Annotated in this window: 12 protein-coding genes and 2 pseudogenes; 4 read left to right on the forward strand and 10 right to left on the reverse strand. The window is 69.4% G+C overall.

The features are described from left to right. Positions 1-50: 50 nt before the first annotated feature. Positions 51-916: pseudogene (locus tag IMZ11_RS24740) on the reverse strand (DUF993 family protein); the annotation flags it as partial. Positions 917-922: 6 nt separating this feature from the next. Continuing rightward, positions 923-1,111, reverse strand: a pseudogene (locus tag IMZ11_RS45450) (gfo/Idh/MocA family oxidoreductase); the annotation flags it as partial. A gap of 288 nt (positions 1,112-1,399) precedes the next feature. On the opposite strand from IMZ11_RS45450, the gene IMZ11_RS24745 reads away from it, so the two are divergent. Continuing rightward, positions 1,400-2,437, forward strand: a complete 1,038-nt coding sequence (locus IMZ11_RS24745; RefSeq protein WP_061252584.1) for a LacI family DNA-binding transcriptional regulator — start codon at positions 1,400-1,402, stop codon at positions 2,435-2,437. A 500-nt stretch (positions 2,438-2,937) separates the two neighbouring features. On the opposite strand, the gene IMZ11_RS24750 is transcribed toward IMZ11_RS24745, so the two are convergent. From IMZ11_RS24750 to IMZ11_RS24765, 4 genes are all read right to left on the reverse strand, one after another. Beyond that, a complete protein-coding gene (locus IMZ11_RS24750; protein WP_228644734.1) occupies positions 2,938-3,552 on the reverse strand; it encodes a hypothetical protein in 615 nt (204 codons plus the stop codon). After that, a complete protein-coding gene (locus IMZ11_RS24755) occupies positions 3,549-3,824 on the reverse strand; it encodes a hypothetical protein (RefSeq protein ID WP_228644735.1) in 276 nt (91 codons plus the stop codon). The genes IMZ11_RS24750 and IMZ11_RS24755 overlap by 4 nt, the downstream gene beginning before the upstream one ends. A gap of 228 nt (positions 3,825-4,052) precedes the next feature. Further along, positions 4,053-4,808: a S1 family peptidase gene (locus tag IMZ11_RS24760; RefSeq protein ID WP_228644736.1), complete on the reverse strand. Its 756-nt coding sequence runs from the start codon at positions 4,806-4,808 to the stop codon at positions 4,053-4,055. Positions 4,809-5,639: 831 nt separating this feature from the next. After that, positions 5,640-7,433: an acetolactate synthase large subunit gene (locus tag IMZ11_RS24765; protein WP_228644737.1), complete on the reverse strand. Its 1,794-nt coding sequence runs from the start codon at positions 7,431-7,433 to the stop codon at positions 5,640-5,642. A gap of 532 nt (positions 7,434-7,965) precedes the next feature. Here IMZ11_RS24765 and IMZ11_RS45455 point away from each other — a divergent pair. From IMZ11_RS45455 to IMZ11_RS24775, 3 genes are all read left to right on the forward strand, one after another. Then, entirely contained in the window at positions 7,966-8,094 is a 129-nt protein-coding gene (locus IMZ11_RS45455) for a hypothetical protein (RefSeq protein ID WP_255707033.1), read from the forward strand. A gap of 320 nt (positions 8,095-8,414) precedes the next feature. Beyond that, a complete protein-coding gene (locus IMZ11_RS24770) occupies positions 8,415-8,792 on the forward strand; it encodes a hypothetical protein (RefSeq protein WP_228644738.1) in 378 nt (125 codons plus the stop codon). Then, on the forward strand, positions 8,789-9,457 hold the full coding sequence (locus IMZ11_RS24775; protein ID WP_228644739.1) for an NUDIX domain-containing protein: 669 nt from the start codon (positions 8,789-8,791) through the stop codon (positions 9,455-9,457). Before IMZ11_RS24770 ends, IMZ11_RS24775 begins: the two co-directional genes overlap by 4 nt. 240 nt (positions 9,458-9,697) lie before the next feature. On the opposite strand, the gene IMZ11_RS24780 is transcribed toward IMZ11_RS24775, so the two are convergent. The 4 genes from IMZ11_RS24780 to IMZ11_RS45460 all read right to left on the reverse strand — a co-directional run bounded on the left by IMZ11_RS24780 (position 9,698) and on the right by IMZ11_RS45460 (position 13,080). Next, positions 9,698-11,053 (reverse strand): bifunctional 2-polyprenyl-6-hydroxyphenol methylase/3-demethylubiquinol 3-O-methyltransferase UbiG, encoded by a 1,356-nt coding sequence (locus IMZ11_RS24780; RefSeq protein WP_228644740.1) that lies wholly within the window; start codon positions 11,051-11,053, stop codon positions 9,698-9,700. Between the two features lie 276 nt (positions 11,054-11,329). Beyond that, complete coding sequence (locus tag IMZ11_RS24785; RefSeq protein WP_308066841.1) at positions 11,330-11,899, reverse strand: Hint domain-containing protein; 570 nt, start codon at positions 11,897-11,899, stop codon at positions 11,330-11,332. Between the two features lie 115 nt (positions 11,900-12,014). Continuing rightward, positions 12,015-12,818, reverse strand: coding sequence for a tetratricopeptide repeat protein (locus tag IMZ11_RS24790; protein ID WP_228644742.1), 804 nt, complete (start codon positions 12,816-12,818; stop codon positions 12,015-12,017). A 130-nt stretch (positions 12,819-12,948) separates the two neighbouring features. After that, a complete protein-coding gene (locus tag IMZ11_RS45460) occupies positions 12,949-13,080 on the reverse strand; it encodes a hypothetical protein (RefSeq protein ID WP_255707034.1) in 132 nt (43 codons plus the stop codon). Positions 13,081-13,360 lie beyond the last annotated feature (280 nt).

Below are 13,360 nucleotides of genomic sequence, written 5' to 3' on the forward strand. Positions count from 1 at the left end.
TCCCGGCATCACTGACGCGGGCACCCGGCTCGCGGACTGACGGAGACCGGTCAGCCGATCCCGGCGGCGAAGCGCCGCTTCATCGCGGCGACCACCTCGTCGGGGTCGGCGGCCCAGATGTCGGCGTTGAAGATCTCCACCTCGATGTCGCCGCGGTAGCGGTACGTCGGCGCCTCGAAGACCTTCCGGGCGAGTGGCACGGTCGGGGCGAGGATCGCCGCGAAGCGGGCCGGGTCCCCGGCGTCGAGCGCCTGGAGGGCGGCCGCCGCGGCAGGGGCGATCGGATCGAAGATCCCGAGCAGCGCGTGGCTGCCGCCCGCGATCAGGGCCGGGTAGTCGACGTCGTCGCCGGTGTAAAGCCGTACGCCGTCCGGCAGGCGCTCGCGCAGCCGTACCTCGCGGGCGGCGTCGAGCAGGGACACCTTGACCCCGTCCACCCGGCGCGCGTGGTCGTGGACGAGCGCGAGGAACGCGTCGGTGGCGGCGTCCAGGTCGCGCGACCCCCAGTATCCGGCGAGGGCGGGGTCGAACATCTCGCCCAGCCAGTGCAGGATCACCGGCCGGTCCGCCCGGGCGAGCAGCATGCCGTAGACCTTGTGGTAGTCCTCGGGGCCCGCCGGCGAGGCGGGCGAGTTGCCTGCTGGCCATGACGATGACCCGGGCGCCCTCTTCCTGGACGGTCTCGATCTGCTCCAGGTAGCCGGCCGTCACCTCCTCCAGCGTGGCCGCCTCCGGCAGGTGGTCGGTGCCGGCGCCGCAGGCGAGCAGGGTCGGCGGGGTCGCCGTACTGCCGGGCCTCGGCGGCGCTGCGCCGAATCAGCTCCCGCGTGGCCGCCCAGTCCAGGCCCATGTTGCGCTGGGCCGTGTCCATCGCGTCCGCCACCCGCAGGCCGTACGACCAGAGGTGGCGGCGGAAGCGCGCCCGCTCGGGCACGTGGGTCACCGCCCGCGCGGTCACCGCCTCGATCCTGCCGACGAGGTTCTCCAGCACGTACGCCCAGTACGGGAACATGTCGAGGACGATGCCGCCGCCGTCCTCGGCCCGGTAGTTCCACGACGGCCGCCGGGCCGGCTGCCGGTCGCCCTCGAACACCCAGTAGCCGAACTCGCCGCCGCCGTACGGGTGATGGCGAGGGTCATGGGCGGTCACGCTGGAGGGCGTGCCGCACCCTTCTCGCCGATCTATCAAAACGTTTTAACAGGAGCGGGACGCTTCGTCGCGCAAGCACGGATTGCCGACGGGGAGCACGGAGGAGCTGTTCCCCTGGGCGTTGTGCGCGAGGGCGGACCGCCGTGGCGGCACTCTGATCAGGCGATTGCGGTAGGGTCTGGCCATCCGGCGATAAGACGTTTTAATAAATCGAGGCCCGAGCGGGTCCGAGGAGGGCCGAGAAGGACAGTGGGGACCGTCAGCATCCGGGAGGTCGCCGCCCGCGCCGGCGTGTCCCCCGGGACCATCTCGAACGTGCTCAACCGGCCGGAGCGCGTGGCGCCGGAGACCCGCGAGCGCGTCATGCGCGCCATCCGGGAGCTGGGCTTCGTCCGGCACGGCTCGGCCTCGACGCTGCGCGCCGGGCAGAGCCGGACCATCGGCCTGTCGGTCATCGACATCGGCAACCCCTTCTTCACCGACGTCGCCGCCGGCGTCGAGGAGGCGGCCAGCGAGCTCGGCTACGCGGTGATCCTCGGAAACTCGGCCGGCTCGCGGGACAAGGAGGAGCGCAACCTCCTCGTGCTCGCCGAGCAGCGCGTGCGCGGCGTGCTGATCACCCCGTCGGACGAGGACCCTTCCCGGCTCGACGCGCTGCGCGACCGGGGCATCAGCGTCGTCCTCGTCGACCACCCCGCGCACCGGCCGGACCAGTGCTCGGTGGCCGTGAACGACATCGCCGGCGGCCAGATGGCCGCCTCCCACCTGCTGTCCCTCGGCGCGCGCCGGATCGGCTACGTCACCGGCCCGCGCTCGATCCGGCAGTGCGTCGATCGGCGGCAGGGCGCCGAGCACGCCGTGGCCGCCGCCGGCCTGGACCCCGAAGCGGTGATCGAGGACGTCGAGGTGCCCTCGATGACGGCGCGGGCGGGGCAGCAGGCCGCCGCGTCGCTGCTGGAGTCGGGCCTGCCCGACGCGGTCTTCTGCGCCAACGACCTGCTCGCCGTGGGGTTCCTGCGCGCGCTGCTGCAGGCGGGGGTGCGCGTCCCGCGCGACGTCGCGCTCATCGGTTACGACGACATCGACTTCGCCGCGGCCTCGGCCGTGTCGCTCAGCTCGGTCCGCCAGCCCACGCACCGGCTCGGCCGGATCGCGACCGAACTGCTCCTCGACGAGTGCGACCACCCCGACACCCATGTGCACCAGCAGGTCATGTTCCAGCCTGAACTCGTCGTCCGCGAGTCGACCGCGGGCGGGGCGCGGCCGGAGGAGCGGGAGAGCCCGTGAGCGTCCACGCGGCCGTCGACGAACCGGCGGTCGCCCGAGATGACGGCTGCCCGCGCGGGGCCGGCCCGAGCCGGCACCACCAGGCCGGGGCCATGCCCCAGTGTTCGGTAGCCGATGGCGGTGCCGTCGCGTGAGGTCGCGTGCCCGATGGCGATGGTGGAGGTGGGCGCGGGTGGGTTGGTCATGGTGTGCCCCCTTCGGAGGTGATCGGTACGGAGGGTGCCCGCCACCGTCGCGGGTGCCACCTTGCGGCCGGGGCTCGCCCTCGCGGATCTCGGTTGGAGGTCAGGGAAGCGGCCTGGCGGGTGGTGCCGCACATCCGAAGCACGGCGGAGCGGTTGAACGAGATCGGCCTCCCCACCCGATGATGCAGGGCATGGCGCATCTCGTCGATGGGCCCCGTTCGGCATCTCCGTTCTGGATCCCCGTGCCGCGGGCCTGGACGGTCCGGGCCAGGGAAGGCGGCCGGCCGTCCAGTGCCGCCCGCGTTCGCGCGATTCTTACTGGCAGTCCCGGTCGGCCGGCTCGGCGGGTTCGTTCAGGCGGCGCTTGTAGTAGGCCCAGGGAGAGTCGAAGTCGGACGGGACGATGAGTTCCCACCCCTGCTCCTCCATGAGGCGCCGGCGGCGGCGCGAGGGCCACCACAGTCGCCGGTGCTCCCACTTGTGGGGCGATGCCTCGACGAGGTGGAAGAGGTAGCCGTAGTCGACGGCATGCCATCCGCGGAGGCCCTCCCTCTCCAACGCCTCCATCTCGTTGAAGGCGTGCAGTGGCGTGAGCATCCTGTGGGTGGGGGTGTCGCCCGGGACGGAGCCCTTGCGGTCGGCGGCCGAGGTGCCGAAACGCTGCTGGGCGGCCTGGCGGCTGATGCCCAGCAGCCGTCCGAGTGTCTCCCAGCTGTGCCCGGCGGTGCGGGCGCCGGTGATCGACTGGCGCAGCAGCCTGCTGGTCTCCTGCGCGGCGACGCTGGACGCGGCGACCATGAGCAGGTGGGCGTCCGGGTCATTGTCGAGCCCCTTGCGCCCCTGCTCGCACGCGGCCAGCATGGCTTCGGCGACGGCCTCCCGGATGGCGCTCGCCTGATCGTCGGTGAGGTGGCTCCCGGACACGCTCACCGCCGGTCTCCCTCATCGTCGGCGGTGGGAGGGAGCGGCTCCAGTTCCTCCAGGCGGGCGGCGTCGGCGCCGGACACGACCCCGTTGCGCCCGGCGGAGACCGCCGTCGCCACCCCCACGACGAAGACCGCGAACCCGGCGACGACGAAGAGCAGCAACGGCACCCAGCTGTCGAGCGCGGCCTGCGCGATGAGCAGGATCCCCGTCAGCGGAAGCAGGAGGGTGATGGCCAGTAGCCCGGGAAGGGGGGCACGAAAGGCGGGGCGATTCATGGTGTCAATGATTCATTGACACCATCCCTATGTCAAGAATTCATTGACACCGCCGCATGCGCGCGCCCGGGCGGGGTCGTCTGGTGGATCTCCCGGGCGCCCGCTTCGCACCCGCGATGGGGCCTGGAGATCGTCGTGTCCAGATAGCGGTGCCGCTGCTCGGCCTTCCGGGCCGCGTACGCCTTGGCGAGCCGCGGGTAGTCCTTCGGCTCACCGGCGACACGGCCGTCAGATGGGGTCGAGATAATTGATCGTGTCCAGGCCCGGCCAGTCCCGGGTCGCTGTGCCGAAGTCCTGGAAGACGATCCATTCGCTTCTGTTCCCGAGCCAGTCACTGGTCGTGAACACTCCTGTGAGGGTGCCGGCCGCCTGCACCCAGGCGGAGTCGTTGGTCAGGGAGAAGACGGGAGCCCCGCTGTCGCCGCCACTCCAGGGCACCTGCTTCGCGGTGGTGACGTTCTGGGACCTGCGCTTCGCCGCGATCAGATCGGTCCAGCAGGAATCTTCGCCGCACAGCTTGGTGTATTCGCCGTCGGCCACCGTGTAACCGCAGTTCGCCCCTCTCATGGCGCCGGAGTAGCACAGTGACTGCCCTGGGAAGGTCCAGCCCCACCCGACCACCGGCTTGGTGAAATCGCTGACGCCGGGGATGCCGTCCCATATGCGGCTCTGGGCGTCGGTCGGGATGAGCAGCAGGTCGTGTTCGGCGTGCTTGTTGGACGCCTGACCGATGACTGTGCCGCCGCCGTCCGTGAAGGTGTCCCCGACCGAGCCGCAGTGACCTGCCGTGAGCAGATACTTGACCGAGCCGATGTGGGTACCGAACCCCGCTGTGCAATCGTAAACGGACGTGCCGGACGGGCCGCACAAGCCTCGGCCTCCAGAGGTGTGGTTGCGAATGGCGGCGCCCCCGGACCATGGGGAGCCGTCGTCGCAGCGGCTGGTGGCGCGCACCGGCTCGTGCTCGACCACGGCTACCGGCACACCGGTCTCCGGGATCGGTCCGAGGCGTGCCTGCCCTGGACGGACCGCCACTTCCAGGCCGCTGCCGTCGAACAATGTCTTGACCGCGTGGATCCGGCCACCATGGTCGACCCCGGCCGCAACGCCACAGCCGGTCCGCGGCGGAACGCAGTTCCGCCCTGGAGTACGCTGCGGGCTTGATCTCCACAGGGGCGCCGGCCTGGCGCGCGAGCGCAGTCACGGCGGGTGGGGGAGTGCCTTTCCACCACAGGAGCACGTGGTCGCCGACGAGCTCCATTCCCGCGTATCCCGCGTCGGCCCGGGCCTCGGCAAGAGTGCGGATCTTCGACCCCGCCCGGACCAGCGGCTCCTGCCACAGCATGGCCGCCTGGTCCTCGGCGGACAGGTACGCGGTCGACTGCGGCATCGGCGTGGGGGGAGCTTGGGCGGCGGCCGCGCGGCTTCCGGCCCCGAGGGAGGCGACGAGGAGCATCGCGCTTATCACCAGGGGCAGATGAGGTCTCAAGAGTTGTCCCTCCTGGAGAGTGGGAATCGTCGATTCGGTTCGCGACCTCGCTTCAGTACAGGAGGATCGCGCCGAAGGGTGGCCTCAGCCGTGCCGGCCGGCCTGTGGCCATCGGTCGGCGGCGAACACGGCATCCCAGGAGAAGGGAACCTGTTCACGACGGGTCCTCCCCTCCCGCTGTCTCCCGGTCGCCGGGAGATCATGTGACGAGGGGTGAGCCTAAACAGCGGCCTTGCGAGCCGCTGGAAACGTCCGGTCTCGTATCCGTCTGGACGTGTCCGGGTTCTTCACCTACGCCCCCAAGGCCGATGGGAACGTCCGATGCGTCACTCGTGGGTGTCCCAGTTCGGCGCCATGTCACGGGCGTACTTGATGTCGTCGTTGCTCGTACCCGCGGCCACCATCGGCCAGACCATCGCGTCCTGGTGGACGACGAAGTCGACCACGACCGGCACGTCGTTGATCTCCATGGCCTTGCGGATCGTCGCGTCCACGTCCTCGGGACGCTCACACCGAAGGCCGACACAACCGTACGCCTCGGCGAGCTTCACGAAGTCGGGAATCCGCTTCACCCGCTGCAGGTCGGTGTTGGAGTACCGCTCGTTGTACAGCAGCGTCTGCCACTGGCGGACCATGCCGAGGTTGCCGTTGTTGATGACGGCGACCTTGATCGGAACACCCTCGATCGCGCAGGTGGCCAGCTCCTGGTTGGTCATCTGGAAGCAGCCGTCGCCGTCGATCGCCCACACGGTGGACTCGGGCCGCCCCGTCTTGGCGCCCATAGCGGCCGGGACCGAAAAGCCCATCGTGCCCGCCCCGCCGGAGTTGATGAACGTGCCCGGCTTCTCATACCTGATGAACTGCGCGGCCCACATCTGGTGCTGCCCGACGCCGGCGGTGTAGATCGCCTCTGGGCCGACGATCGCGCTGAGCCGCTCGATGACGTACTGCGGGGCGAGCGAGCCGTCGGCGTACTCCTCATACCCCAACGGGTAGGTCTCCTTGTAGCTGTTGAGGATCTTCCACCACTCGGTGTAGTCACCCTTGCGGCCCTCGGTATGCTCCGCCCGCACCGCTGTGATCAGGTCGCCGATCACCTCACGGCAGTCGCCCACGATCGGCACGTCGGCGTGGCGGTTCTTGGAGATCTCCGCCGGGTCGATGTCGGCGTGGATCACCTTGGCGTTCGGGGCGAAGCTGGACAGCTCCCCGGTCACTCGCTCGTCGAACCGGGTGCCGAGCGCGATGAGCAGGTCGCTCCGCTGAATTGCTCCGACGGCCGACACGCTGCCGTGCATCCCGGGCATGCCCATGTGCTGGGGGAGGCTGTCGGGGAAGGTGCCGCGCGCCATCAGGGTGGTGACCACCGGGATGTCGGTCAGCTCGGCCAGCTCCAGCAGCTCGCCGGCGGCCCGGGCCTTGTGCACGCCGCCGCCGACGTAGAACACCGGGCGCCTGGCCTCGCTCATCAGCCGGGCGGCCTCACAGATCTGCTTCGAGTGCGGGCGGCTCACCGGGCGGTAGCCGGGCAGCTGCATGACCGGCGGCCAGGAGAAGGTGGTCGTCGCCTGCAGGGCGTCCTTGGCGATGTCCACCAGGACCGGCCCCGGGCGGCCGGTGGCGGCGATGTGGAACGCCTCGGCGATCGTCCGGGGGATGTCGGCGGCCTCGGTGACCAGGAAGTTATGCTTGGTGATCGGCACCGTGATGCCGGAGATGTCCGCCTCCTGGAAGGCGTCGGTCCCGATCAGCGGAGTGGAGACCTGGCCGGTGATCGCGACGATCGGCACCGAGTCCATGTAGGCGTCCGCGATGGGCGTGACCAGGTTCGTCGCCCCTGGGCCGCTGGTGGCCATGCACACGCCGACCTTGCCGGTCGCCTGGGCGTATCCCTCGGCCGCGTGGCCGGCACCCTGCTCATGCCGTACAAGCACGTGCCGCACCTTGGTCGAGTCGTAGAGGGGATCGTAGGCGGGAAGAATGGCGCCGCCCGGGATCCCGAACACCGTGTCGACCCCGACGTGCTCCAGCGCTCTCACCAGGGCCTGGGCACCTGTCATTTTCTCGGTCATCGGCTCATTCCTTGTGGCTGAAACGTGTTCGGCAGTGTCTGGTGGCATAAAAAATGCCCCGTCCGCTGGGCGGAGCCGGGGCGCGCGTGGGACCGAGGACTTCGTCAGGCTGCGCGCCTGCGAAGTACTACGAGGATCCCAGCGATGTGCACGACCTCGCCGTAGGGGATGCCGGTGATCTCGAAGTCCCGGGGTGTGGAATCGCGTGCGTATCGCGGCGCCGATCCGGCCCGTCTCACCCTTCCCCGTCGTCCTTGCGAGCTACTTGCGACGGTCCGTGGATGATCAGCGACCTGGCCGCCTGGATCGCGTAGGCGGGCGGAGGGTGTTCGGGGTGAGGCCGGGAAGGCGGAGAAGACGAAGATGACCCTCCGGCACGCGGTGTCAGACCCGGCCACGGAGGTCCGGGTCTGACACCTTCCTCACGCCCCACTACGCGTGCGGCCGGCAGACCGCGCACCCGCTTGGCGCTCGCCCTCTGATGACCGGCCTGCGAACGGTCCGCTCTGAAGACTTCAAGGAGATCGCAAGGTCTCACACGCAGTGTTGGGATGTCCTGTCCGCTCGATAAGGAGCACCTATGCGAATGCTGAGGCATCTGTACGTGATGGCGATGGTCCTGGCCGTTCCCGTCTTCTCTGTGATGGTGGGCGAGACGGTGCAGAGCCTGCGCGTCGCCAACCATTGTGAGCCGCTCGGCGACGCCTGAGCGACTCGGTTCCCCTATCCGGAGCCGGCTGCCGTGACCATCGGGTGAGGAGCGTCGGCGCCGGCCTGGCGGGCGCCGACGCGCGCGGGTCACGACTCGATTCAGAGACCCTTCCACCTCGGCCTGCCCGCTGCCTGGTCCCTGATCACCAGGCTCAGCAGGGCTGGTGCCGCAGCAAAGAGCCTTTGCCCCTGTCGACAGCCACAGGATTCTCCACCGTCGGCGCCACCCCCGCGGCCCGCACACCCTCGACGCCCTGCGCGACGCGGGCGTGAGACCCTGCTGGCCTGACCACCATCCCCGCACGAAAGTCGACCCTCGTGAGCAACGCGCCACACCCCCTCCTGGTCCTCGTGGCCGGCCCCTACCGCTCAGGCACCGGCGACGACCCCGCCAAGCTGCACGCCAACGTGCGGGCCATGAACGACACCGCGCTCGTCCTCTTCCGCGCAGGGCATCTGCCCGTCACCGGTGAAGCCCTCGCACTGCCGCTCCTGGAGACTGCCGGCAGCACCGGTCCGGGCGACCCCCTCTTCCAGGAGATCTTCCACCCCATCGCCGAGCGGCTGCTCACTCGCTGCGACGCGGTCCTGCGCATCGGCGGCCCCTCCGAGGGCGCGGACCGGATGGTCGCCCAGGCCCGCGCCCAGGGCAAGGACGTCTACACCAGCCTCGCCGAGATCCCGGCCGCCCGGTGACCGCGGGCATCGACACCCCCGACCGCCGCGGACGCACCGGACTGGATCAGCACGGCCACGACCTGACCGGCAACCCGCGGGTGCGCATTCGCGAGGTGGAGGTGCTCTCCTGCGACTGGTACATCCTGCGCAAGACCACCTTCGACTACCAGCACACCGACGGCCACTGGTCCCGCGAGCAACGCGAGACCTACGACCGCGGCGACGGCGCGACCATCCTGCTCTACAACACCGAGCGCCAAACCGTCCTGCTCACCCGCCAGTTCCGACTTCCCGCCTACGTCAACGGACACCCGGACGGCATGCTGATCGAGACCGCCGCCGGGCTCCTGGACGGCGACAGCCCACAGGAGGCGATCCGCCGGGAGGCCGCCGAGGAGACAGGACACGACATCGGCACGCCCGAGCACGTCTTCGACGCCTACATGAGCCCCGGCTCGGTCACCGAACGCCTGCACTTCTACGCCGCCCCCTACGACGCACCGGCCCCCGCGCCTGCGCACGGCCTCGCCGCCGAGGGGGAGGACATCACCACCATGGAACTCCCCTTCACCCAGGCGCTCACAATGATCCGCAGCGGTGCTGTCACCGACGCCAAGACCATCATGCTGCTCCAGTGGGCCGCCCTCCACGGCCCCTTCCGGCCCCTGGCCAGAACGACCTGACGCGGCGTCAGGCGATGTTCGCCCTGTTGGCTACCTCCGTAGGCGTTCGTGGGCGGCGTGTTTGTTTCCGTCAGCGACGTAGCTGCGGGATCAGGGTCTATCCACCCAACGGCTCTGTCGCAGAAGATTCAGACCGTACCGCCGGCCCAGGCCGTCCCGAGTGGGGTGCGGCCTGAGCCGGCTCCAGGTCACGTCGGCGGAGTCGTCCCACCCGTATCGCCGTCGGTTGAGTTCACCTCTTCAACGCGAGTGGCGCGGCGCCGGTTTGCGGTAGACATGCGTCTCGAAGTCGACGCTTATCTCGCATTCGGTGCGGAAGTAGTGCTTCTCTGCCTGCCGGAACATGTCTTCGGTCACCTTCTGGGACCGTATGAACGACAGGAGTCCCCACGCATGATGCCGCTCAAGGAGGATCTCGTCCTCCTTGACGGCAGGTTCGGAGCATCCGGTGTTGCGGACCGTCGTGGTGAACCGGTGCTCCAGGGCGAAGCCGAACTCCTCGGCGCGCCGCGGAAGGTCGGTGAGAATCGTGCGGTCACCGGGGTAGTGGTGAGCATGCGCGTCGACCGCCCGGCGAATGACGCCCGGCCCGCGGAAGCTGCCATCGTTCACGTCGACCACGTACAGCAGTCCGCCTGGTTTCAGGACCCGCCAGATCTCGAGCAGGGCCAGGTCGGGATTGCGAAGGTGGATGAACAGAAAGCTCGCTGTGACCACGTCGTGGGAGGCGTCCGGCTCGCCGGTGGCGTAGGCGCTGCCGCATCGCACGGCCAGCTCGGGGTGGGCAGACCGGGCTCTGGCGAGCAGCTGGAGCGAGGGCTCGACGCCTCCGACGCGATACCCGGAGAACGGGGCCTCCTTCGCGAGGGCCGCGAGGTGGTCGCCGGGTCCCGTGCCGATGTCGAGCAGCGATGCCGGGGGGCTGGGGAAGGGCGTCGCCTCCAGTCGGGGCCGTTGCTCGGCGATCATCAACCGGCTCTGCGCCCTGAGGCGGGGCAACTCGTCCTCCAGCGCCATCGGCTCCAGGTAGACGTTCTCAGCCTCCAGGAGACTTCTCGCCAGTAGGGGATCACGCTCGCCGTGGGCGAGGAAGCGGACGAGTGACGGGACCGGTATCCGGGGGGCGTTGTCCGGTGTTCTCCGGGCCAGGGACCTGTGCGTGATGTAGAACTCCTCCATCGCAGCCCGGCCTTCGGTCGTCATGACTGTGACGGCCTCGCCGCCGCTCGAGACGTCGGCGTGCCTGACGAAGCCGCGTCGGGCGTACCGCTCGGCGAGTCCACGGTGTGCGCCACGGAGAGTGAGGAACAGACGGTCCGGCCGGAGCGATTCACACACCTGAAGCATCATCGAGGTGCCGAGTTGCTCGGTGAGGAGGGCGCCGCGATGCGTGGCCGACTCCACCCTCTTACCGATCTGCACGCTCAGCCCGTCCACCTCCGGCAGGCCCAGGTCGGCCAGCTCGGGCGCTCCGGGCTCGTACATGTAGGCGGCCACCGCTCCGACGATCTCGTCACCGGAAAAGGCGCAGAGATGAAGGCCGGCAGGATCCTTGGCGTGGTGCACCATGTCCTCGCCGAAGTCCTGTTCTGCCATGAACACGCGCCGCCGGAGGTCGGTAATCCTGTCGCCGGCTTCATGCCATTCGACCCACCGCGCTTGAATGCCTTCGCCACTGTGCATCGATTCAGACCCCCTGCAGATCCGGATGGGATGCCGCGAGGCTGCCTGATTGCCCATGTGACCGAAATGTGGCCGCTTGTAGAATTCAGGTGGATTGTCCTACGTGTGCAGGATGCTCACCGGTGAGCCGCCTACGCGACCGACCCGTAGGAAGCCGCGATGAGCGCTGACCTGGTCGGGCGTTGGCCGTCAACTGTGCACCAGGACATCGTGGTGACCGATTTGGATCATGTAGGTATGCGTTCCAGCGACGTACAGGTTGTATACGGTGGCGGAGCGGGTCACACGCCGGACAGCCATGACGACCAAGCCGCTGCTGAGTCGGTGGCCAGGGCGCAGCTCAGTGGCGGGTGTCCAGCCCTGGCCTTGCACCCAGAACAGGTGGCCGGCGGTGGCTGTGACCATGACACCGTCGGCGGTGATCTCGACGAGGTCCTTGACGCCGGTGCCCCTGATCGGGGCAAGGACCGGCTGTGCGCCGTCGCGGCCGGCCACCCGGTCGCCGCCGCGCAGCTCCCCGATGGGGCGGTGCCTGCCGTCGGCCCCCAGTACGAGGGTGTTTGGGGCGAAGCTGTTTCCTGTCCCTCCTACGTCGCAGTTGCCTGATGGGCAGCGGGGAGCCCGTGCCGCAAGATGCGGCGCGGGGCGTTCAGCTCCAGTGGCCTGGGTGCTTGCTCCTGTCGCGCTCGATGCCCCGGCGAGCAGCAGTGCGGCGACCATCGCAGCCGCCGCATGTCCCCGTGTCGAAGTCGGTCTCATTGTTCCCCCTCAGCGTTCTGGTGTTCGATGGCGGCGGCTCCCAGGTCTGTGGACCTGATCGGACTCACGCCAGGTCCACGCGACAGGTCCTGGTAGCCGCCTTGTCCCGCAGCCCTTATCCCGATCTGGCCTGGACGAGGGCCACGAGGCGTTTTATCTCGGGATGCCTGGGGTCGAGAGTGAGGCGCTTGATGCGCAGAGCGTCCCGGTAACGCCGTCCCGCCTCCTCGGACCGGCCCTGGAGATCGTCCAGGTACGCCAGGTTCACCTGGCATACCGCCACCTCGTAGTGATCGGCTCCCAAGCGGTCACGGAAGATTTCCATGGCTCGAAGCAGTGCGTCTTCAGCCTCGGCGTGCCTGCCCTGGTCCGCGAGCACCGCGCCGAGCACGGCCAGATCCGCCGCGACGTGGTCGTGAATGGGGCCGAACAGCCGTTGCCGGATCTCGACCGCGGCCCGCGCGTGGGCTTCCCCGTTGGGATCTCTTCGGGCATGCGCGAGCCCCGCGAGATTGTGCAGGGCGTCCGCGCGCATGGAGTGGTCACCCCCGTGCCGTTCCAGGCCGGCCAGTGCTTCCCGGTAGTACGACTCCGCCTGGTCGTACCGGCCGGTCTCCTTACACAGCACGCCCAGGGCCAGCCGCACGGTCGCGCCCCGCTCGTGGTCCTCCTCGCGCACCAGCTCGAACGCGCGACGCAGGTGCGCCTCGGCGGTGGCGTATCGGGCCTGCCTTCGCTCCACGTCGCCCATCCGGACCAGCGCGTCGGCGAGCGGTCCGTCTCGCTCCGGGCCGGGAGGCGCCGGGGCCAGCAGCTCCATCGTTCTCCGGGCGCAATCGTGCGCCTCCGGGTACCGCGTGAGTCCGTGCCAGAGCGACGCCAGGTCGACCAGCAGCGTCGCATGCCCAGAAAGATCCACCTGGCGTGCGGCCTCACTCGCCAGCCGCGCCCACCGCTCGCTCTCAGCGTGCCACCCGCGCCCACGGCAGTAGACACCCCGCAGCAGGCGCCGCCGGATAAGTCTGATCCGCCGGCGGCGGATGAGCCGCCTAATCATCACCGGGGAGCGGCCCGCGGTGGTTGTCCCAGCGGATGCCCTCCGCCACGTCGGTCGGCAGCACGAAGAAGCCGGGCAAAGCCATGGCGAGGGCCAGTGTGGATACAGGCCTCAGCTTTCGCATGTGTTGCCTCCTTCTGGCAGCGGGTGTCGTCGATGCCGGGATCGAGAAGCACGCGGATGTGCGACCACCTCGATGCCGAAGCGATTCGTCAACGCCACGCCCGTCGACGGTCGTCCGCGGACCCCGTGGCAAGGCGCGCCCTTCGGGTTCCCCCGGCGTGTTGACGTGCCTGCGCCGGTCAGCTTGGCCATGTGCCTTGCAATCCGCTTGAGGTGGCTTGTCGGGAAGCACAGTGGGGCGGTTCCCGCAAGCTCCACGCGATCACATGTCGGCCGCAAGT

Origin of the sequence: Microtetraspora sp. AC03309, assembly GCF_020826795.1 — a bacterium.
Classification (GTDB): Bacteria; Actinomycetota; Actinomycetes; order Streptosporangiales; family Streptosporangiaceae; genus Microtetraspora; species Microtetraspora glauca.